The organism is Nitratiruptor tergarcus DSM 16512, assembly GCF_027946175.1.
In the GTDB taxonomy this organism is placed as follows: domain Bacteria; phylum Campylobacterota; class Campylobacteria; order Campylobacterales; family Nitratiruptoraceae; genus Nitratiruptor; species Nitratiruptor tergarcus.
Genome location: NZ_AP026671.1, coordinates 376,252 through 394,773, shown reverse-complemented (window position 1 = coordinate 394,773; position 18,522 = coordinate 376,252). Strand labels below are relative to the sequence as shown.

Here is an 18,522-nt window from a genome sequence, read left to right as displayed (position 1 = left end):
AAGGACAACCTGAATGGAAGTACCTATTTACTCTTATGATGTCGTTATTGTCGGCGCAGGACTAGCTGGATGTGCCGCAGCCAGAGAGATCAAAAAAGCAGGAAAAAACGTAGTTGTTTTAACTAAACTTCATCCCCTTCGCAGCCACTCAGGCGCAGCGCAAGGTGGAGTAAATGCAGCTTTGAGCGAAGAGGATGATGTCGAACTGCATATGTTTGATACTGTCAAAGGGAGTGACTACTTAGCAGATCAAAATGCAGTAGAGCTTATGTGTTCTAAAGCACCAGAAACTATCCGCTGGATAGAGCATATGGGAGCCGCTTTTAGTAGAAGAGAAGATGGACGTATTGCGCAAAGACCATTTGGTGGACAGAGTAAACCTAGAGCATGCTTTGCCAAAGATAGAACAGGTCTTACCCTCTTACAAACTATTTACGAGCAAGCACACAGAGAAGGCGTTGAGTTTTGGGATGAGTGGTATGTAGCTGATATTCTCTACAAAGATGGTAAAGCGTATGGAGTGGTAGCATTCAATTTACGCAATATGGAGCCAGCAATTTTTAATGCAAAAGCAGTTATGTTTGCAACGGGCGGCTATGCAAGAGCTTTCAAAATCAACTCAAACGCTCATGCAAACACTGGAGATGGTCTGAGTATTTTTGCCCGCCACGGACTTCCATTAGAAGATATGGAGTTTGTACAGTTCCACCCTTCAGGCCTTGCTGGTAGTGGGATCTTAATCAGTGAAGCTGCACGGGGTGAGGGAGGAAAACTCTTTAATAAAAATGGCGAGCGCTTTATGGAAAAGTATGCGCCAGAGAAAATGGAGCTTGCACCTCGCGATGTGGTAGCACGAGCAATTATGAATGAAATTCGAGAAGGCAGAGGTGTAGGTCCTGATGGTATGGCAGTTTATCTTGATCTTACACATTTAGGTGAAGAAAAAATAATGGAAAGACTTCCGGAACTTCGCGATCTTGCTATTACATTCCTTGGCCAAGATATGGTCAAAGAGCCAATTATGATTACAGTAACTGCCCACTACTCAATGGGTGGTATCCCAGTAGATATTGATGGACATGTAAAGAAAAGCCCAACAGAGCTTACTGAAGGACTCTATGCAGCTGGTGAGTGTGCTTGTGTGAGTGTTCATGGTGCAAACCGCTTAGGCGCAAACTCCTTGCTTGAAGCGCTCTTTTTTGGCCGCCATGTAGGAGAGAGCATTGTAAAAGATCTTGAAAAAGGTATCTCTTGCGAAATTGCACATCCAGAAGAAGCAAAAAACATGCTTAAAGAGATCGAATTTGTCCTCACAAACAACGGTAACGAAACAAGTGCACAACTTCGCCAAGAATTGCAAGATACAATGTTTGAAAATTGTGGCGTATTTAGAACTGAAGAGTCACTGCTTAAACAAAAAGAGATTTTAAAAGATCTTCGCGAACGCTTCAAAAATATTCGTATCGATGACAAATCCAAAACTTTCAATACAGATCTTCAAGAGGCTATAGAGCTTGGACATATGCTTGATTATGCAACCTTCATAGTAGAAGGAGCAATAGCAAGAAAAGAGTCTCGTGGGGCACATTTCCGTGAAGACTATCCACAACGTGATGATGAAAATTTCCTCAAACATACTTATGCATATATGGATAAAGAGGGTAATATCAGCCTCGAATATGGTGAAGTGGTTCTTGGTAAATTCGAACCTCAAGAAAGAAAATATTAAGAGGGGTCAATGATGAAAATTACACTAAAAGTTTTTCGTTTTAATGCAGAAACAGATTATCTCCCCCATTACGATACGATTGAGATGCAAATCGATCCTAAAGATGTAGTGCTTGATGTACTCAATCGCATAAAATGGGAGCACGATGGAAGTTTTACATACCGAAGAAGTTGCCGCCATGGTATTTGTGGAAGTTGTGCTGTAAAAGTAAATGGTAGAAGCACTCTTGCATGTAAAGAGCGTATGGTAGATATGATTGAGCTTTTTGGCAATGAGCTTGTAATCGAGCCTGTGAGCAAAAAGCGTGTTATCAAGGATATGGTTGTAGATAAAGCAGACTTTTGGAAAAAGTATGAAACTGTTAAACCTTGGCTCGAAGCAGAGATTGATGAACATCCAACAATGGAGAATATCATTTCTCCAAAAGAGGCTGAACAGCTTGAAGAAGCAGACTACTGTATCCAGTGTGGTTGCTGCTACTACGCTTGTCCTGTGGTAGAAGTAAATGAAGATTATCTTGGTCCAGCTGCATTTGAAAAAGCCTATCGCTTTACTGCAGATGTAAGAGATAATGCAAAAAAAGAGCGCCTTGAGATTGTAGATATATTAGGTCAAGGTGTTTGGGACTGCGTAAAATGCTATGAGTGTGCAGAGGCGTGTCCTAAAGAGATTGACCCAATAGGTAAAATAACTAAACTACACAATCAAATCTTTGAAGAAGGTGTAGCAAAAAACAATGTTGCAACGCGCCATGCTGTGGGATTTAAAAAATCAATTGAAAAACATGGAATCTTGGATGAGGGGCATCTTGTAGCCTATAGTGAAGGTTTTGGTGTTTTAAAACATATTCCTGAAGCTTTGGAAATGTTTAAAAAAGGTAAAATTGTTATGCCTTGGAATATGCCAAAATCAAAAAATCTTGATGAAATCAAAAAACTTATCAAAACATCTTCTACGGTAAAATTTTAAAGGACTGGCTATGAGTAAATTAAAATATGCACTCTATACTGGATGTACAGCAAGAGAGAGTACTCCTGAACTGCTCAAATCCACTTTAGCAATTGCTAAAAAACTCGACATTGAACTTGTACTTCTTGATGAAGCAAGCTGTTGTGGAGCAAGCCATTTGCAAGATTTTGATGCTTTTTTGAGCTATGTGCTCAATGCAAGAAATATCTGCTATGCTGAAAAACGCGGACTTGATATGGTAACAATCTGTAATACCTGTCAACTCAATACCGCAATGACCAAACATAAACTCGATAGTGATCCAGAACTCAAAGCAAAAGTAAATGAAAAACTAGAAGAGGTAGGACTTGTTTATAAAGGAACAAGTAATGTACGCCACTTTCTCTATGCACTCATTGAAGATTATGGACTAGATAATCTTCGCAAAAAAGTTGTCAAACCACTTAGTGAACTCAATATCGCTCCATTTTATGGCTGCCATAACATTCGCCCAAGCGAATTGCATCACCATTTTAATAGAAGCAAAGAAAATCCATATAATCCAACTTCCCTAGATGAGCTCATTCAAGCATTAGAGGGGAATAGTGTTGATTATGAGCATAAAAATAAATGCTGTGGGTTTCATGTAGATTTGCAAGCCCCAAAAACATCCAACATACTCACTGGCAATGCAATTGTAGATGCTCTTGATAACAATGCAGATCTCATGGTAACTCCATGCCCACTCTGCCATCTCAATCTCGATGTTAAGCAAAAAGCAGCAGTAAAGACAATTGGAAGAGAATTACCAAATCCAATGCCTATCCTCCATCTTCCACAACTCATAGGTCTTGCTCTAGGCTGTACTCCAGAAGAGTTAGGACTCAAGCATCACGTTACAGAAGTTCCGGCATAAGCCGGAGCTTAAAATTTTGTCTTTTTAGGAAAAATAGTAGCTCCAAAAGCTTTCGCAATAATCTCAAGTAGCGTTACAATAATCACAGATCCAGGTAACAACGTTATTGGAAACAAAAAGAGAATTTTAAAAATATCTACAAGTTGTCTATTTGCAAACTGCATAAGCTCCTTATTATTTCTTTGAAACATATAAACTTCCAGCATCCTCTTTGTTTCCCTGCTCTCACGAATAAAAACAATTACAAGCTTTTTCCAACTTCTTTTGATACTTTTTAACACCTTTTTTATCATAACGAAATTTTATCTTATTCTTGCCTAGCTGTAAATAGGATAAATTTTATCCTATTTTAATTTTTTTCGTGTAAAATAGTAGTGCAAAAACAAAAAAAGGAGGCAAGCATGCCAAAAATCAATAGATATGTAGACATTTCTCAAGTTGATAAAGAAGCAAAAAAGGACTACATCGATAGACATTCACCATTTATTCACTGTGAAAGTACAGCAAAAAAAGGTGAAAAATTTCCAGTAAAAGTAAGAGTTGGAAATGAGTACTGCCATCCAGATGATTTTGATCACTATATTGCGTATGTGCAACTCTGGGATGGTGAAAGACTTCTTGGTCAAGCAACTTTCACACCAGGAAGCCTTGGAAATCAATGCTCACAAACAGAAGTAGATTTCTACGTAGTTCCAACAAAAAAGATGAAACTCACAGCAATGAGTTACTGTACAAAACATGGTCTTTGGGAAAGCGATCCAGTAGAAGTAGAAGTAACTGAATAAGAGGGGCTTAAGCCCCTTTAACCTCTTTTTAATTACCTCTTTTGTAATATTTCTTCATGGCACAAACGCAAAAACTCAAAATTCTTTATAATCTCTATCAACAACAATGGTTAGGTGAAACATATATGAATCCTATAACTCTCAAACAACCATCTCATGACAAACTTCCTGACGATCTAGAAGAGCTCAGAAAAATTGTTCTTTCATGCCATTTATGTGATTTAAGTAAAACAAGAAAAAATGTCGTTTTTGGCGAAGGCAATCCTCATGCCAAGCTCATGTTTGTAGGTGAAGGACCGGGTGCAACTGAAGATGAGACAGGCAGACCTTTTGTCGGAAGAGCTGGACAGCTGCTAACAAAAATGATTGAAAACGTGCTCGAAATCTCAAGAAGCGATGTTTTTATTGCAAATATAGTCAAATGTCGTCCACCAAATAATCGCGTTCCGACACCTGAAGAGGTGAGTAAATGTATTCCTTACCTTTTCAAACAGATAGAAATCATCAATCCTAAGATTATTGTAGCACTTGGTAGCACAAGCTACAAGCATCTCACAGGCGACAATACTCCTATATCAAAAATTAGAGGGGAGGTTATTCAGTTTCGCAATCGCATTCTCATACCTACTTTTCATCCGAGTTTTCTTTTGAGAAACCCGTCAAAGAAAAAAGAGGCATATCAAGATCTTCTTAAAATAAAAGAGCTGCTATGCGAAATCTCTTAATCTTTTTTATTTCAATTACAGTTTTATGGGCATCAGGGAGATATTTATCACCACTGCCTCTTCCAAAAACTACATTCATCAATATAGATACATATAAATGTGATAGCTATTGTCTTGCTAACATGCTACAAAATGAAGAATACTTCTCTTTTTTGGCACATGCAAACAAAGAGAACATAGAAAATTACAAAGATCAATATATTACACTAACAAAACTTTTCCATGTACAACCAATAACTACAAAACATTTCTCTATTCGTCTTGTTTGTAAAAAGCATACAACACCTATTGCAAATAAAATCATGAAATCTTTGCTTGGATACTTTTTACAAACAAAACAGCATTTTAATATCGATCTTCTTACTATGGACAACAATAGTAGTTTTGCAAATATCCCAGAAGACAAAGATACAATCACCATTGTATTGGCCACTTTTGATGAAAAAGAAGAAGTTTCACAGATAGATTCCAATTCTCCTCTTTTTATTCCTACTATCAATAAAAAATATATCAACACTTCTAAAAATTTTTATTTTGGTGGAATTGATTATACAGAGCAACTTGAAAAACTTTTACACAACAATCAAGAAAAGCTTGCCATATTCTACCTTGAACGTTCACCGCTCTCCCAACTACTTACAACATTAGCAACAGAGCAAAGTATGCAAAGTACTGAGCTTTATGCAGTAGATAATAGCTATGCCAATCTCAAAAATATTCTCAAAGACAATGAAGAACTCAATAGCTCTGCAGTACTCTTTAATACACCTCTCATTACAACATCGCTAACTCTTTCGCAAATGCGCCTCTATGATATTGTTCCTGCCAAAAAGTTATCTACACAGATAAACTTTTCTCCAAAACTTTTTAAACTTACACAACCAAAAGATCGCAGTAATCTCTTCATTGCAGCTATCTCTTCATCTATTCCTAAAGATATAGATGCTCTCAATGCCCTTTTTGAGCAAGATCTCTTCTATGAATGGCTCAATTATGTAACACTTTGCGGTATAGATGCATTCCTCGCAGAGCATGGAGAAAAGACAAGAGTATGTAAAGAAAATTTCTTAGACAATCAACTTCAACTACATACAACAATTTTTGTCACTCAACCTTTTAGCTTTGAAGAGAAGCAAATACCTCCAGAAAATATGGCGGAATTTTAGCAATTTTATCTTTTTTGAGACATACAAGAGTAATATCCATTGTAAAAAGAAGTTCTTGATCTCTATAAATTTCTTGTAAAAGCACAAGAGATGTGCGTTTCATCTGCTTTAACTGCGTTTTTACTTCTATCTCCTCACCAAAATATGCTGGTTGCAAAAAATTGGCTTGCAAGTTTTTCACAACAAAGTGATACTCTTCAAATACAGGCAGTTTCCCTTGTGCAAAAAATATCTCACTCCGTGCTCTCTCACAAAAGTTGATATATTTAGTGTGATATACAATACCACCGATATCCACATCTTCATAATATATGCGTAACTTCATCACCAATCCACAACCAAAGACACCATAAATGTGGTATCAGTATTTTTACGCGCATCTGGCGCTCTATTTTGATATTCTATTTTATAACTTAATCCAAGAGAGAGCAAAGTACTAATTTTTGAATAGATAGAAGATTTTGAATATAAAAAGTAGTTTTGCAGATCTGAAAACTGCGTACGGATGTTGGCATCTTCTACAAATTTGAGATTTTTATAGATGTAATATGTAAAAAGCAAACCAGCTCGTGCAGATGTATATTTGTTCTTTTCACCATTTTCTATACTATCAATGGCATAGAGAATATTCAAAGAGGTCTGTAAGTCGCCTTTTTGATTTTTCCATGCTTTATAATTTACCCCTGGCCCAGTATAGAGTTGATACTCAAAGCCTGAAAATCTATCGTTTTTGTATCCAACTAAATAGCTAAAATCGAGTTTTTGCGATAATATATGGTAGTAGTTTGTCTCTATAAGCCAAGAGTTTTTTGTTTCAGCCCCGTTCTCTTGAGCATAAGCAGCTTCTAAGTTCAAAGACAATTTAGAGTGCACTCCTAACTTTTTCTCACCTTTAAAGTTAAGTCCAAAAGTTTTTGTATCAGTATTTCCACCTGTTTGCATATACGCAAGTTCTGTATGGGTCTTTATTGCCGCAGCATTTACAAACAAGCTACAACTAGTAAAAATTCCAATAATTTTCTTCATATCCTCTCTTTAAACCTCTTATTTCATCAAAGTTCAATCTCTTCAACAATATCGAGTCCAAAACCTCCAAGCCCTATAAATTCTCTTCCCTTTTGTGATGTAAGGAGCCGAATATTATGCACCCCTATTGCTTTGAGGATTTGCGCTCCAATTCCAAACTCTTTTGTCTGATCGCTTACTCTTTGACTATCAAGAAAAATGAGAACGCCACTGTTTTTTTTCAAAAACTCTATAGCATTGATAAGTGAAGTGTATCGTCTTTGATCGAGCAGCATATCACGATCTGGCATAACATTATGAAATTTTACATTTGCTGTTCCTTGTGCGGAATAGAAAATGATTGCTGTATGCACATTACCTAAATGATCACGAAAATCCCTCTTTTCCACCTTCACACCAAAAAATTCTAGCTCCTGGCTTGCTATCTCTTCAATGAGCAATTCATTTTGCAATCTATATTCAACAATATCTGAAATATAGACAATTTTAAGATTGTGACTCCTTGCAAAATCCTCCAAACTATCCCTTCGTGCCATGGTACCATCCGGATTCATGATTTCACATATCACAGCAGCTGGCTGCAATCCTGCTAATTTACACAAATCCACAGAACCCTCAGTATGCCCTGTACGGACTAATACTCCGCCCTTTTTTGCAATAAGAGGAAATATATGTCCTGGACGTACAAAATCTTGTGGAGTACTCAGAGGACTTGCAAGAAGCTTGATAGTCATATCCCGCTCAAATGCTGAAATACCAGTTGTTGCCTCTTTTGCATCTACACTCACTGTAAAAGCCGTCTCATGTGCTGAATCGTTTCTTGCAACCATTGGCGTTAAATCTAATCTCTTCGCAATATCATCTGAAATGGCAACACAGATAAGCCCTCTGGCTTCACTTGCCATAAAATTTACTTTTTCTGGTGTACTAAATGTCGCAGCATAGACAAGATCCCCTTCATTTTCACGATCTTCATCATCTATCATTACGACCATATTCCCTTTCTTTATCTCTTCTATTGCTTCTTTGACACGTTGGATAGGCATAAAACCTCCATTTTTTCGCTTATTATACACAATTAACACATGATTTAAAAACAGTTACAACTCTTTTTCATTGTGTATTGAACTTATACATTCACTTTATCTCAAATCTCTAGTACAATATCTTCTTAAAAATTACAACGAGTGCCATATGTATTGGACTTATACAAAGCCTTGACAAAGGAAAAAAAATCGTTTATAATTTCACCGCAATTAAACGAAACAGCCTTCAAGATTGGGGTGTCGCCAAGCGGTAAGGCAGCGGGTTTTGGTCCCGCCATTCGGGGGTTCGAATCCTCCCACCCCAGCCACATAGCTTTCATGACGCGGAGTAGAGCAGTCTGGTAGCTCGTCGGGCTCATAACCCGAAGGTCGCAGGTTCAAATCCTGCCTCCGCAACCAATTAATTCTTTCATGTTAAACACAAAGCCTTTTCTACTTTCTTCCAACATTGGGAACAAAAATTGTATCTTTTTGCATCTGTATCTGCTAATGTATTTGAAAAATGCATTACACAGTGAGGATTAGGGCAGTGTTTGAGCCCTAATGTATGGCCTATTTCATGCACAGCTTCAGTAATAACACGCTTGAGGAAAAGATTACGATCTTCAGGCAAACCGTAAAAGCTATTATGCAGTCTTGCCGTGGAAATGAGTGCTACAGCATAGATAGGAGTAGCAACTCCAAAAACAAAATTGAGGTTTGGCTCATAAATATCTTGCGCAGTAACTCCTAGTACGATCTCTTTATCTTGTTTATATAAAAGCAATGTCTCTAAGAAAGATGAAGCAAGGTATTGTTTTCGCAAAACATTAAAAGCGTTATGCGGAAGTGAAGCTTGAGGACCAATTGTTACGGGTATACGAAAAATCTCTTGCAGTTTTACAAGCAAAAACGCTAAACCCTCTTTATCTTTCCAATCAAAATTTACTATCTTTATACTTTTAAAATTGCACTCTCTCATCGTAAAAACTCATTTCCACACTCTTTGCAGTACCAATTAGGTGCTTCAACCATTCTTGCCACTCCTCCAATTTTCAGCAGTCCTTGATGCTCTTTTTCTATAAGATCATCATTAACAAAACCATATACTACTGGAACAACATATCTATTGGTACGACAAACTCTACATCTAGGAGCAAAAGGTTTTCGTCTCTTTACTCTTGCCATGAGCTGTATTCTCGCAACTTATTTTTGAGTATACGTACAAATTCACTCTTTTTATTGCATTCACCATTTATAATGCTGTAGATTTTTTGCGGATCACATCCATAAAAGCGCTGATTTGCATCATAATCTATTTCAAGAGTAGAGCCAGCCAATGCTACACCAATATATGCACCCATACTCCTTGAATATGAATAGATTTGTGCTTTAAACTTTGTAGCTGCCCCCACCATTCCTGCTCTGCCAACCGGTCCAACAGCTATTGAAGTATCAGCAGCTAATGTAATTCCATTTTGCAATACTTTTGAAGCAGCACTCCTATCTACAAACACTAAAATCACATCAATACTTTCTAAACCTATCTGCCACCCCAAACTTGCGCCATACATTTTGATAAATATTGGATCGCTCCAATTATCTTTTTGTTTGAAAAATAGTACTCCCTTCCCATATCGCGCACCAGCTACAAATCCTGCTCGAATAAGATTTGGAATAATAGCAATAGCTTGAGCTCGTGATAGAAGTTTTGGAGGAATACGCTCTTCTGGAATCGCCATAAATCTATCAAGGGTATTAGCAGCATTTATCAATATTGAATCTTCACTACTCCATACAAATGCAGTAAAGAAAAAAAGAGCTAAAAGCTTTTTCATCCTTAACCTTTTTGTTATAATTATATCAAACCACTTAAAGGTGAACAATAAAAAGAGCTTTTCAGCAAGTCTATAAATATTTCGACCGTAATGAAGTTGAAAAAGCAATAGAGTTTTATGCTCTATTTGGAGGATATACATCTTTTATCGATTTTGGTAAACCCCTTATACACAATATAGAACATATACTCTACAACAGTGAAAAAATAGCAGCTAATTTACAGATACAAAATGAGCATCTCCTCTCACTTTTTGCAACAGGAGATCGCAAAATAGATTCTGCCATTAAAAAAAGTTATACACATGAAAGAGAGGGATATAAAAATCTTCAAGAATTATTCAATCAAAATCTTATAAAAAGAGAGGTTTCACGAGAAAAATTTCCTCAAAAAACCCATCCTAAACAAAAACTCAAAAAGCATCTTCGTCGATACCGTATTCAAAATAAAATCCGCTTCCAAAAGCCTTTTTTGCGCTTTTGGTATCGTTATATCTATCCATCGTTTGATTTAATAATACAACACAAATATGATAAAGTGATGGAGTTTATCTTAGGAGATTTAGACAACTTTGTCAGTCTCACCTTTGAAGAACTCTCTAATGAACTCCTGCTTGAGCGTTTTCCTGAAGCTCTCAGCTCTGGAAGCTACTGGGATCATAAAGTAGAGATAGATATTTTACTTGAACTCCCACACAACGAAGTCATAGTTGGTGAATGCAAATGGAAAAATAGTAAAATTTGCAAAAAAACTCTCACGGCTTTACAAAAAAAGAGCGCTATAGCTGGGTTTACACCAAAACTCTATGCGCTCTTTTCAAAAAGCAGCTTTTCCAATGAACTTCTTAAATCTCAAGACAAGAACCTACTCCTCTTTGATCTTGAAGATTTTAAGGAGTGGAGCGAAAAAAAAGCGTATAAAAAAAGAGAGAAAAAGCCCTACTCTTTTGAATTTTAGGCCACCTGTATACCTAAGCTCTGTACCTCTTTAGCAAACTCACTATTAACACACACTTGTGACTCTATTTCAACCTCTTGGAGTTTCGACATAATTACAAGTTTGAGAGGTTTTTTGCCAGGGTGACGCATGGCAAGATTATAAAGCTCTTCAAGGCGTTGCAATTCATGTGTAAGCTGCAGTTTTATAATAAGTGGCTCTTCATACCGCTCTTCTATAGTAGTATTGACCTTTTCTCTTTTGGCCTCTTCAAGGCTCATGATTTTATCACATCGTATGCGTGTGAAACTATCATTCTTCGTCACATAGACTTTAAAAGCTACAGGTTTTTCCAGATCCATTTGCTCAAGCTCTTCAAGTTTATCACTAAAGAGCATTATCTCAATATTACCGTGCAAATCCATAATATTGACGATACCAAACTTATTGCCCTTGTTGCTTATTTTTGTCTTTATCTCCTCAACTTTTCCAACAAAAAGTGCTTCTGAAGAGTCAGCAATATTTTCAAGATCACTTGAGAGTGTATAACTTATCTGCTCAAGCTCTTTTCTAAAATCATCAAGTGGGTGACCAGATACATAAAAACCTAAAGTCTCTTTTTCAAATTCAAGTATCTGCTTGAGCTCATACTCTCCCTTATCATCTAGCTCCAACTTAATATCTATGAGCTCTTGTGCATCACCGAAGAGAGAGTTTTCTGCCATTTTTTTAGCTCTTGCAATCTCATGGGATGTTTCTACTATTCTTTCAATATTGAGTAAAAGTGTCCTGCGACTATAGCCAAAGCTATCCATTGCTCCAGATTTTATGAGCGATTCTAGAACCTTTTTATTCACTTTATTAGGATCTATACGCTGCAAAAAGTCGTCTATATCTTGAAACTTTCCTTCTGCTCTTGCTTCAAGGATGGAGAGTACCGCTGTTTTTCCTACACCTTTGATTGCTCCTAGTCCAAAGAGTATGACATCTTCTCCATCAATTGTAGTAGCACTAAACTCAAGGCTCGATCTCTTTACATCAGGTGGAAGCAGTTTAATGCCAAGGCGTCTTACTTCATCCACATACTTAACAATCTTATCAGTATTATCCTGCTCACTGGTAAGAAGTGCTGCCATAAACTCTTGGGGATAGTAAGCTTTGAGATATGCTGTTTGAAATGTAATCATTGCATAAGCTGCAGAGTGGGACTTGTTAAATCCATACCCTGCAAACTTTTCTATAAGCTCAAAGAGTATTTCAGCTTTTTTTGGATCATACCCTCGTTCACTTGCTCTTTTGACAAAATCTCGCTTATACTCTTCCATCAAATCACGCTTTTTCTTTCCCATCGCACGGCGTATGATGTCTGCTTCACCAAGGCTAAATCCACCAATCGTCTGCACAATCTGCATGACCTGCTCTTGATAAACAATCATCCCATAGGTTGGCTCGAGCGTCTCTTTTAGCTCATCAAAACTCACCTCTTCAAATGGATAGTAAACCTTTTTACGTCCATGCTTTCGCTCAATAAAATCATCAAGCATTCCTGATTCCATAGGACCTGGACGATAGAGTGCAAGCACCGCAATAATATCTTCAAAAGTGGTCGGTTTGAGTCTTGCATTAAGACGCTGCATACCAGAAGACTCTATCTGGAAGAGCCCTAAAGTATGACCACTTTGTATGAGCTCATAAACTTTTTTATCATTAAGATCAACCGCATTCCAATCTATCTTTTTGCCATAGCGCTTTTGTACTAACTTCACAGCATTATCAATTACTGTCAACGTCTTCAAGCCCAAAAAGTCAAACTTGATTAAATCCACATCTTCTAAGAAGTTAAGTGAATATTGCGTCACAATCGTCTCTTCACCTGCTGGTTTATAAAGAGGAGTTTTATGCCATAGCTCTTCATTACTGATAACCACACCAGCTGCGTGCATTCCTGCATTGCGTTTCAGCCCCTCCAAAGCCAGAGCAAACCGCCACACTCTCTCAAATTTTGGATCACTTTCAATAAGCTCTTTTATCTTTGGCTCTTGCTCATAGGCTTCTTTGAGAGTAATACCAAGCTTATCAGGGATAAGCTTTGCCATGCGATCCCCGTCATTGTAACTGAGTCCCAATACTCTTGCTACATCACGAATTACTCCTTTTGCAAGCAGCGTACCAAAGGTAATAACTTGCGCAACATTATATCTTCCATACTTTTGCACAACATAATCAATGATTTCACCTCTACGCTCTTGACAAAAGTCCATATCGATATCTGGCATACTTACCCGCTCTGGATTTAAAAACCGCTCAAAAAGGAGACTATATTTGAGCGGATCTATATCTGTAATTCCCATGGCATAAGCCACAAGGCTTCCTGCTGCACTTCCCCTCCCAGGCCCCACTGGAATACCCCGTTTTTTAGCTTCTCGCACAAAGTCCCAGACTATTATCATATATCCTGGAAATTTCATCTTCTTTATGATATCAATCTCATGTTGGAGCCTCTCCCAATACTTTTGATGCTCCTCTTTTGGGATATACTCAAGCCTTTTTTGTAAACCCTCTTTACAGATATGCTCAAAGAGTACCTCATCATTTTCAAAGCTATATCGATCGCTTTTTGGAACCTCAATTCCGTACTCTTTTGCATACTCTACTGTAAACTTGAAATTTGGAGGCGTTGGATTTCCAAGGTTGAGCTCAAGATTGCACTTATCTACGATCTCTTGCGTATTTTCCAAAGCTTCTGGAATATCAGCATAGAGTTTTGCAATCTCTTCGGGAGATTTGAGATAAAACTCATGTACACTATGGCGAAGCCTCTTTGGATCGTCATAGAGCTTGTTCATAGCAATACACATAAAGGCTTCATGGGGCTCTGCATCATCTTTTTCTAAATAGTGGGTATCGTTCGTTGCTATAATTTTAATACCAGTTTCTAAACTAAGCTTAATTATCTGCTCATCGATTGCTTGTTGATCGCCTATGCCATGGCGCATAAGCTCTAAATAAAAATCATCTCCAAAAACCTCTTTATACCATAGTGCTATCTTTTTTGCCTCTTCATACCCTTTTGCGCCAAATTTGGTGTTTCGCTCATTGGTATTGAGGTGCCAATTTACCTCCCCTTGCAAGCAGGCACTTGTGCAAATAAGTCCTTCAGAGTGCTTGGCCAAAAGTTTTTTATTTATTCTTGGATAGTAGTAAAAGCCCTCAATATAGCTCATAGAGCTTAAAAACATTAAATTTTTATAGCCGGTTTCATTTTTTGCAAAGAGACATAAGTGAAAGCGTTGTCTTGTAGATTTATCGCCAAGTTCATCGGAATTATGTAAATAAGCTTCCATTCCAATAATGGGCTTGAGCCCTTCAGCCTTCATCGTTTTATAAAAATCAATTGCTCCGAACATATTGCCATGATCTGTCATGGCTACTGCACTCATTCCAAGCTCTTTGGCCTTCTTTGCTAATGCTTTTATTTTATTAGCACCATCAAGGAGGGAGTACTCAGTATGTAGATGCAGATGGGTAAAGTTTGGCTTCATATACTCTCCAAGAACTTTTTGCTACCATTATAAAAAAAGTTTGCTAAAGAGGGGCTATGAAAAACATTGTACTTATTGGCTTCATGGGAGTGGGAAAAGGGACATTAGCAAGAGCAATGGCAGGCAAAACAGATATCTATGCAATCGATACAGATGACTTAATAGAGAGTCTTACAAATATGAAGATCAAAAAGATTTTTAAAAAAAAGGGTGAAGAGTATTTTAGAAAGCTGGAGCAAAAAACAGCAGACTGGCTTGCAAGCAGTGTACAAAACTCAATTATCTCTACTGGAGGTGGCTTTTATAAAGTCAAAAATCTTAAAAGTATTGGTACAATCGTTTATCTTCAAGCAGATTTTGATTGGATATATGAGCGCATCACAAAAAGTAAAAATGCTAAGAAAAAGATAAAAAAACGCCCTCTCTTTAAATCTTACAAAGATGCAAAAAAGCTCTATGAGCAAAGAGTACCTGAATATAAAAGTGTTGCAGATATAATTATCAATGTTGAAGATAAAAATATAGATGAATTAATAGAGGAGATAACTAGTAAAATAAAATTTTAGTGAGACCGTTCATAATTTTGTGTCACCGATAGTTCATAGGATTATATCATAGCTCGAGAGCTTTCTTGAGTCTCCCTTCAAAAAATACAGCTAATTGCGAAACATTAGATTTCAATTTCTTAACTGGTTTTGTTCACTTTTTCTGAACATTCTGAATGCCAAGATAAAGTAGCTTTAAAAGGCTGTTTTCATTGAAGACGCTCCTTTGGTCTTAGTTAATTTTCTAAACTGTAAATGACTGATTTATGATATTTATAGTATAGACTATATGACGGATATCTTCAGAATATTTGAAATAAGAGAGGTTTTCCTACTTGTTACTTCAGGAGTTGATAACAATAGGATACTTTTTACCTCTCTTCAAGCCAATCCAATTCCTTTTCAGCAGCCTCTTTGGATATGAGCTAATACACTTCTTAAAGCCTTTTATAAACTCTTTTTGATTTTTTGAAGCTACGTATTTCAAAGAGTTTTTATTTGTCCTTGGCTTTGCCTATGGGTTGTCACTTTGCTCTGACGGAAAATAATGCATAGTTGCACTTCTGTTTAGTAAATATTGCATGGATAACCTCTGGAAAACCTTTTAAGCAATCAACTGATGCAATGAGTATATCTTCGACCCCTCTATTGTTTAAATCTGTAAAACAGATAGCCGTCCGAGAAATGAAGTAACGACATCTCCGCAATGAAGCGAGGACAAATATCCCTTTTCTCTCTTAAAACCTCTAGTTCAGACTCGCCAAATGATCTCTTTATTGTTTGTGAAGATTTGCCATTTTTATGGTTTTTTATCTCTTTAGATAGATGTAATTCAAATTCTACTTCTAAAGCAGCCTTTTATGAGTTGTTTAATAAATGGTGTAAGCACTCCATCTTTCCAATCTATTATTATTCAAATTTCTACGTACAAGTAAACTGAAATTATATCAAAAGTTTCATGTAAATATGATTTGATATCATCAACTTTTTTGATTAAATATTTATGAAATGACCACAATTTATAGTCTAATTGCCCTATCTATTCTGAATACCAGGAAACCTCTCATGATCAATGATTTTTATCAGATTTCCTTCTTTTATTATAGTAATATTCTTTGGTAATCGTGTCCAGATTAATGAGTAATCTTCTTTTACACCTTTTTCAAGCTTCATAGCTGATTTCAAAGATACAGGAATATAAATCCATTCAAATATACCATCTCCATAATGTATATAATATCCTTTGATACTAAAAACTTTATTTTTAATTTGATTTAATATTTCATTTGGATCACTTTTTTTAGTAATAATTGGAACTGCATTAATACCACAAGATTTTGGATTTGTTCTACATTTACTAATTTCTCTTTGCACAATCTGCTGTACTACAGTTTTATCAAATAATTTCTCTGCTCCATTACATGGTTCGCCAGGCAAACATTCCTCATGGTTGTAGTAATCAGTTATACTCCCTTTTTTTTGTACTATTTTTTGGCGTACAATTTCATTAACTGTTGCTCTATCGAAAACGAGTTCATATCCACAATCATAAGGCACTCTACAACGATTATTAAAATAATCATATAATGAACCTTTTTTCATGTTAGAAGTATAATAAAAATCCTCAGAGCTACCAGATGTATTATTTTGAGAACTAGAAGATGAAGTATCGAGGTTACATGGTTGGCCGGGCAAACATGCTCTTAAAACTGAACTAGAGTGTGAAATATTATTGGAAGTGGTGCCACTACTCATACAAACTCCATCAACCCATGATCCTCCATGTGTCTCACGATACATTTGTTCTTGCACCATTGAATCATTTGAATTAGTTTCTCCTATTTTATAACATGTAGCACCATTAACACCATTTACTTCACTTACACATTCTTGCGGTTCAAAAATTATTTCAAATTCATACCAATCATGTGAAGGATATTCATTATCATCAATTTCTATTACCAATGAAAATTTATCTTTAAATTTAATTTTTACACTCCCTCTGCCTTTTAACTTATGCAATTTAGCATTTTCAAAATCACTATCACATTCAAAACGGAAACTCGAAGATTTACAACCACTCTCTGAACAATTATACCCTTCTCCGTCAAAAGGCCATGAAGGATACCATAGCACATTATTAATATATGTAGGCTCATTGTGATTATTATGAAGACCTGGAGCAGCAAAATCATAATGTTTCCATCTTATTTCAATGTCTAATGAAGGAAATGCACGCTCCTTCTCTAATATAAGTTCACTTCTTCCATCAATCATAGCTTTGATAGTAATTTTTTTACAGTCACTTTCGGCCAAAGCTATATAAGGTAAAATTAATATCATTATATACACAAAAAATTTTTTCATCATTAGATTTTCTCCAGAAATTAATTTATAAATTTTTCTTTTCAGTAAATTTTAAATTATTTCTTCTTAATTAATGCTAAAAAAAATCCACTATACGTTCCACTTGGCAAAATACGTACACACTTTTTTACCTCTTTATTAAAATGTTTATCTTCCCACTGGGTTATTCCCCCTTGATAGTTTGTAAAAGGCACTTCCACTGGCAAAACTTTCGCATTTGGCTTTTTTTGGAGTAAAAAGTCAATAACCTCTTCGTTCTCTTCTGGAGCATAGGTACAGGTCGCATAGATCATCTGGCCACCTGGCTTGAGACTCTCAAAGGCACTAATAATAAGCTCCTTTTGAAGCTTACTAAATCGCCTCACTCTTCGCATGCTCCACCACGTCACCTCACCATCAATATGTGCTTCGCTACTGCAAGGAGCATCCAAAAAAACCTTATCAAACCACTCAGGACAACTTTTGTAAATAAATCGTCCATCTTTGTTATATGTTTGAATATTTTTTGCTCCATGCTCTTTAAAATTACGCTTCATACGAAAAAAGCGGCTCTTATCTGGCTCAACTGCACTCACCTTTTGTGCCCGCTCACTCAATATCAAACTCTTTCCACCAGGAGCAGCAGCAAGATCGAGCACCCAGTCTGTTGGTAAAACATCTAAAGAGTATGCTGCAAAAATAGAGGAGAGATTTTGAATATAGATGAGATTTTTTGTATAGGTTTTCGTTTTTACAAGAGGTTTTCTATATTCTATCGGCAATGTAAAAACATCTTCAGCCCAATCAACTTTTTGGGGCGTATACCCCTCTTTTTGCAAAAGTTCTATAACCTCATCTATTGTGGCTCTATGATGATTGATGCGAAAGCTAAAACTATCTTTTTTCGCCTCTAAAATAGCCGGATTTATCTTTTTGACGCGCTCAAAAAACTCCATTGCTCTCCTTTTGGTAAAATTGTAGCAAAAAAGGAGTAGT

General features: G+C 36.5%; 18 protein-coding genes, 2 tRNA genes and 1 pseudogene. 10 read left to right on the top strand and 11 right to left on the bottom strand.

The window, feature by feature from the left end; all coding sequences use genetic code 11:
* Positions 1-13: 13 nt before the first annotated feature.
* Genes sdhA through NITER_RS02140 form a run of 3 tightly spaced genes read left to right on the top strand, consistent with a single transcriptional unit; the run spans position 14 to position 3,593 of the window.
* Complete coding sequence (sdhA, locus tag NITER_RS02150) at positions 14-1,729, top strand: succinate dehydrogenase flavoprotein subunit (RefSeq protein WP_084276212.1); 1,716 nt, start codon at positions 14-16, stop codon at positions 1,727-1,729.
* A gap of 12 nt (positions 1,730-1,741) precedes the next feature.
* Entirely contained in the window at positions 1,742-2,698 is a 957-nt protein-coding gene (locus NITER_RS02145) for a succinate dehydrogenase/fumarate reductase iron-sulfur subunit (RefSeq protein ID WP_084276214.1), read from the top strand.
* A 10-nt stretch (positions 2,699-2,708) separates the two neighbouring features.
* Positions 2,709-3,593, top strand: a complete 885-nt coding sequence (locus NITER_RS02140; protein ID WP_084276216.1) for a CoB--CoM heterodisulfide reductase iron-sulfur subunit B family protein — start codon at positions 2,709-2,711, stop codon at positions 3,591-3,593.
* Between the two features lie 8 nt (positions 3,594-3,601).
* On the opposite strand, the gene NITER_RS02135 is transcribed toward NITER_RS02140, so the two are convergent.
* Positions 3,602-3,886, bottom strand: a complete 285-nt coding sequence (locus NITER_RS02135; RefSeq protein ID WP_084276217.1) for a hypothetical protein — start codon at positions 3,884-3,886, stop codon at positions 3,602-3,604.
* A gap of 108 nt (positions 3,887-3,994) precedes the next feature.
* Here NITER_RS02135 and NITER_RS02130 point away from each other — a divergent pair, with 108 nt between their 5' ends.
* The 3 genes from NITER_RS02130 (at position 3,995) to NITER_RS02120 (ending at position 6,269) form a co-directional block, all read left to right on the top strand.
* Positions 3,995-4,378 (top strand): class II SORL domain-containing protein, encoded by a 384-nt coding sequence (locus NITER_RS02130; protein ID WP_084276219.1) that lies wholly within the window; start codon positions 3,995-3,997, stop codon positions 4,376-4,378.
* Between the two features lie 125 nt (positions 4,379-4,503).
* Positions 4,504-5,103, top strand: coding sequence for a uracil-DNA glycosylase family protein (locus NITER_RS02125; RefSeq protein WP_084276604.1), 600 nt, complete (start codon positions 4,504-4,506; stop codon positions 5,101-5,103).
* Positions 5,088-6,269 (top strand): hypothetical protein, encoded by a 1,182-nt coding sequence (locus tag NITER_RS02120; protein ID WP_084276221.1) that lies wholly within the window; start codon positions 5,088-5,090, stop codon positions 6,267-6,269. The genes NITER_RS02125 and NITER_RS02120 overlap by 16 nt, the downstream gene beginning before the upstream one ends.
* On the opposite strand, the gene NITER_RS02115 is transcribed toward NITER_RS02120, so the two are convergent.
* From NITER_RS02115 to NITER_RS02105, 3 genes are read right to left on the bottom strand one after another with little or no spacing between them, the layout of a single operon-like run.
* Positions 6,220-6,594, bottom strand: a complete 375-nt coding sequence (locus NITER_RS02115) for a YbgC/FadM family acyl-CoA thioesterase (protein ID WP_084276223.1) — start codon at positions 6,592-6,594, stop codon at positions 6,220-6,222. The genes NITER_RS02120 and NITER_RS02115 overlap by 50 nt on opposite strands.
* Positions 6,594-7,295 carry a DUF481 domain-containing protein gene (locus tag NITER_RS02110; RefSeq protein ID WP_084276225.1) on the bottom strand — a complete coding sequence of 234 codons (702 nt, stop codon included), beginning with the start codon at positions 7,293-7,295 and terminating at the stop codon, positions 6,594-6,596. The genes NITER_RS02115 and NITER_RS02110 overlap by 1 nt, the downstream gene beginning before the upstream one ends.
* Positions 7,296-7,321: 26 nt before the next feature.
* Positions 7,322-8,341, bottom strand: a complete 1,020-nt coding sequence (locus tag NITER_RS02105; protein ID WP_084276227.1) for a bifunctional 3,4-dihydroxy-2-butanone 4-phosphate synthase/GTP cyclohydrolase II — start codon at positions 8,339-8,341, stop codon at positions 7,322-7,324.
* Positions 8,342-8,574: 233 nt separating this feature from the next.
* Between NITER_RS02105 and NITER_RS02100 the strand changes: the two genes are divergently transcribed.
* Positions 8,575-8,649: transfer RNA gene (locus tag NITER_RS02100), tRNA-Gln, on the top strand.
* Between the two features lie 14 nt (positions 8,650-8,663).
* Positions 8,664-8,740: transfer RNA gene (locus NITER_RS02095), tRNA-Met, on the top strand.
* Between the two features lie 10 nt (positions 8,741-8,750).
* On the opposite strand, the gene NITER_RS02090 is transcribed toward NITER_RS02095, so the two are convergent.
* Genes NITER_RS02090 through NITER_RS02080 form a run of 3 tightly spaced genes read right to left on the bottom strand, consistent with a single transcriptional unit; the run spans position 8,751 to position 10,158 of the window.
* Positions 8,751-9,302 carry an archaemetzincin family Zn-dependent metalloprotease gene (locus tag NITER_RS02090; protein WP_084276229.1) on the bottom strand — a complete coding sequence of 184 codons (552 nt, stop codon included), beginning with the start codon at positions 9,300-9,302 and terminating at the stop codon, positions 8,751-8,753.
* Positions 9,299-9,508: a hypothetical protein gene (locus NITER_RS02085; protein WP_084276231.1), complete on the bottom strand. Its 210-nt coding sequence runs from the start codon at positions 9,506-9,508 to the stop codon at positions 9,299-9,301. Before NITER_RS02085 ends, NITER_RS02090 begins: the two co-directional genes overlap by 4 nt.
* Positions 9,496-10,158, bottom strand: a complete 663-nt coding sequence (locus tag NITER_RS02080) for a lipid-binding SYLF domain-containing protein (protein WP_197685329.1) — start codon at positions 10,156-10,158, stop codon at positions 9,496-9,498. The genes NITER_RS02085 and NITER_RS02080 overlap by 13 nt, the downstream gene beginning before the upstream one ends.
* Positions 10,159-10,628: 470 nt before the next feature.
* Between NITER_RS02080 and NITER_RS02075 the strand changes: the two genes are divergently transcribed.
* Positions 10,629-11,114, top strand: coding sequence for a DUF234 domain-containing protein (locus tag NITER_RS02075; protein WP_159445330.1), 486 nt, complete (start codon positions 10,629-10,631; stop codon positions 11,112-11,114).
* Here the strand turns inward: NITER_RS02075 and dnaE are convergent.
* A complete protein-coding gene (gene dnaE, locus NITER_RS02070; protein WP_084276233.1) occupies positions 11,111-14,635 on the bottom strand; it encodes a DNA polymerase III subunit alpha in 3,525 nt (1,174 codons plus the stop codon). The genes NITER_RS02075 and dnaE overlap by 4 nt on opposite strands.
* Before the next feature lie 56 nt (positions 14,636-14,691).
* Here dnaE and NITER_RS02065 point away from each other — a divergent pair, with 56 nt between their 5' ends.
* Positions 14,692-15,201, top strand: a complete 510-nt coding sequence (locus NITER_RS02065) for a shikimate kinase (RefSeq protein WP_159445331.1) — start codon at positions 14,692-14,694, stop codon at positions 15,199-15,201.
* A 46-nt stretch (positions 15,202-15,247) separates the two neighbouring features.
* On the opposite strand, the pseudogene NITER_RS02060 reads toward NITER_RS02065, so the two are convergent.
* From NITER_RS02060 to NITER_RS02050, 3 genes and pseudogenes are all read right to left on the bottom strand, one after another.
* Positions 15,248-15,842, bottom strand: a pseudogene (locus NITER_RS02060) (transposase); the annotation flags it as partial.
* A gap of 373 nt (positions 15,843-16,215) precedes the next feature.
* The gene (locus NITER_RS02055) at positions 16,216-17,550 is read right to left on the bottom strand and encodes a hypothetical protein (RefSeq protein WP_084276235.1); all 1,335 of its coding nucleotides are present in this window, start codon (positions 17,548-17,550) and stop codon (positions 16,216-16,218) included.
* A gap of 53 nt (positions 17,551-17,603) precedes the next feature.
* On the bottom strand, positions 17,604-18,482 hold the full coding sequence (locus tag NITER_RS02050) for an RsmB/NOP family class I SAM-dependent RNA methyltransferase (RefSeq protein ID WP_084276237.1): 879 nt from the start codon (positions 18,480-18,482) through the stop codon (positions 17,604-17,606).
* Positions 18,483-18,522: the final 40 nt, after the last annotated feature.

Coding starts and splice junctions, on each gene's coding strand:
- sdhA (WP_084276212.1), top strand. CDS start 14: ATGGAAGTACCTATTTACTCTTATGATGTCGTTATTGTCGGCGCAGGA.
- NITER_RS02145 (WP_084276214.1), top strand. CDS start 1,742: ATGAAAATTACACTAAAAGTTTTTCGTTTTAATGCAGAAACAGATTAT.
- NITER_RS02140 (WP_084276216.1), top strand. CDS start 2,709: ATGAGTAAATTAAAATATGCACTCTATACTGGATGTACAGCAAGAGAG.
- NITER_RS02135 (WP_084276217.1), bottom strand. CDS start 3,886: ATGATAAAAAAGGTGTTAAAAAGTATCAAAAGAAGTTGGAAAAAGCTT.
- NITER_RS02130 (WP_084276219.1), top strand. CDS start 3,995: ATGCCAAAAATCAATAGATATGTAGACATTTCTCAAGTTGATAAAGAA.
- NITER_RS02125 (WP_084276604.1), top strand. CDS start 4,504: ATGAATCCTATAACTCTCAAACAACCATCTCATGACAAACTTCCTGAC.
- NITER_RS02120 (WP_084276221.1), top strand. CDS start 5,088: ATGCGAAATCTCTTAATCTTTTTTATTTCAATTACAGTTTTATGGGCA.
- NITER_RS02115 (WP_084276223.1), bottom strand. CDS start 6,594: ATGAAGTTACGCATATATTATGAAGATGTGGATATCGGTGGTATTGTA.
- NITER_RS02110 (WP_084276225.1), bottom strand. CDS start 7,295: ATGAAGAAAATTATTGGAATTTTTACTAGTTGTAGCTTGTTTGTAAAT.
- NITER_RS02105 (WP_084276227.1), bottom strand. CDS start 8,341: ATGCCTATCCAACGTGTCAAAGAAGCAATAGAAGAGATAAAGAAAGGG.
- NITER_RS02090 (WP_084276229.1), bottom strand. CDS start 9,302: ATGAGAGAGTGCAATTTTAAAAGTATAAAGATAGTAAATTTTGATTGG.
- NITER_RS02085 (WP_084276231.1), bottom strand. CDS start 9,508: ATGGCAAGAGTAAAGAGACGAAAACCTTTTGCTCCTAGATGTAGAGTT.
- NITER_RS02080 (WP_197685329.1), bottom strand. CDS start 10,158: ATGAAAAAGCTTTTAGCTCTTTTTTTCTTTACTGCATTTGTATGGAGT.
- dnaE (WP_084276233.1), bottom strand. CDS start 14,635: ATGAAGCCAAACTTTACCCATCTGCATCTACATACTGAGTACTCCCTC.
- NITER_RS02065 (WP_159445331.1), top strand. CDS start 14,692: ATGAAAAACATTGTACTTATTGGCTTCATGGGAGTGGGAAAAGGGACA.
- NITER_RS02055 (WP_084276235.1), bottom strand. CDS start 17,550: ATGATGAAAAAATTTTTTGTGTATATAATGATATTAATTTTACCTTAT.
- NITER_RS02050 (WP_084276237.1), bottom strand. CDS start 18,482: ATGGAGTTTTTTGAGCGCGTCAAAAAGATAAATCCGGCTATTTTAGAG.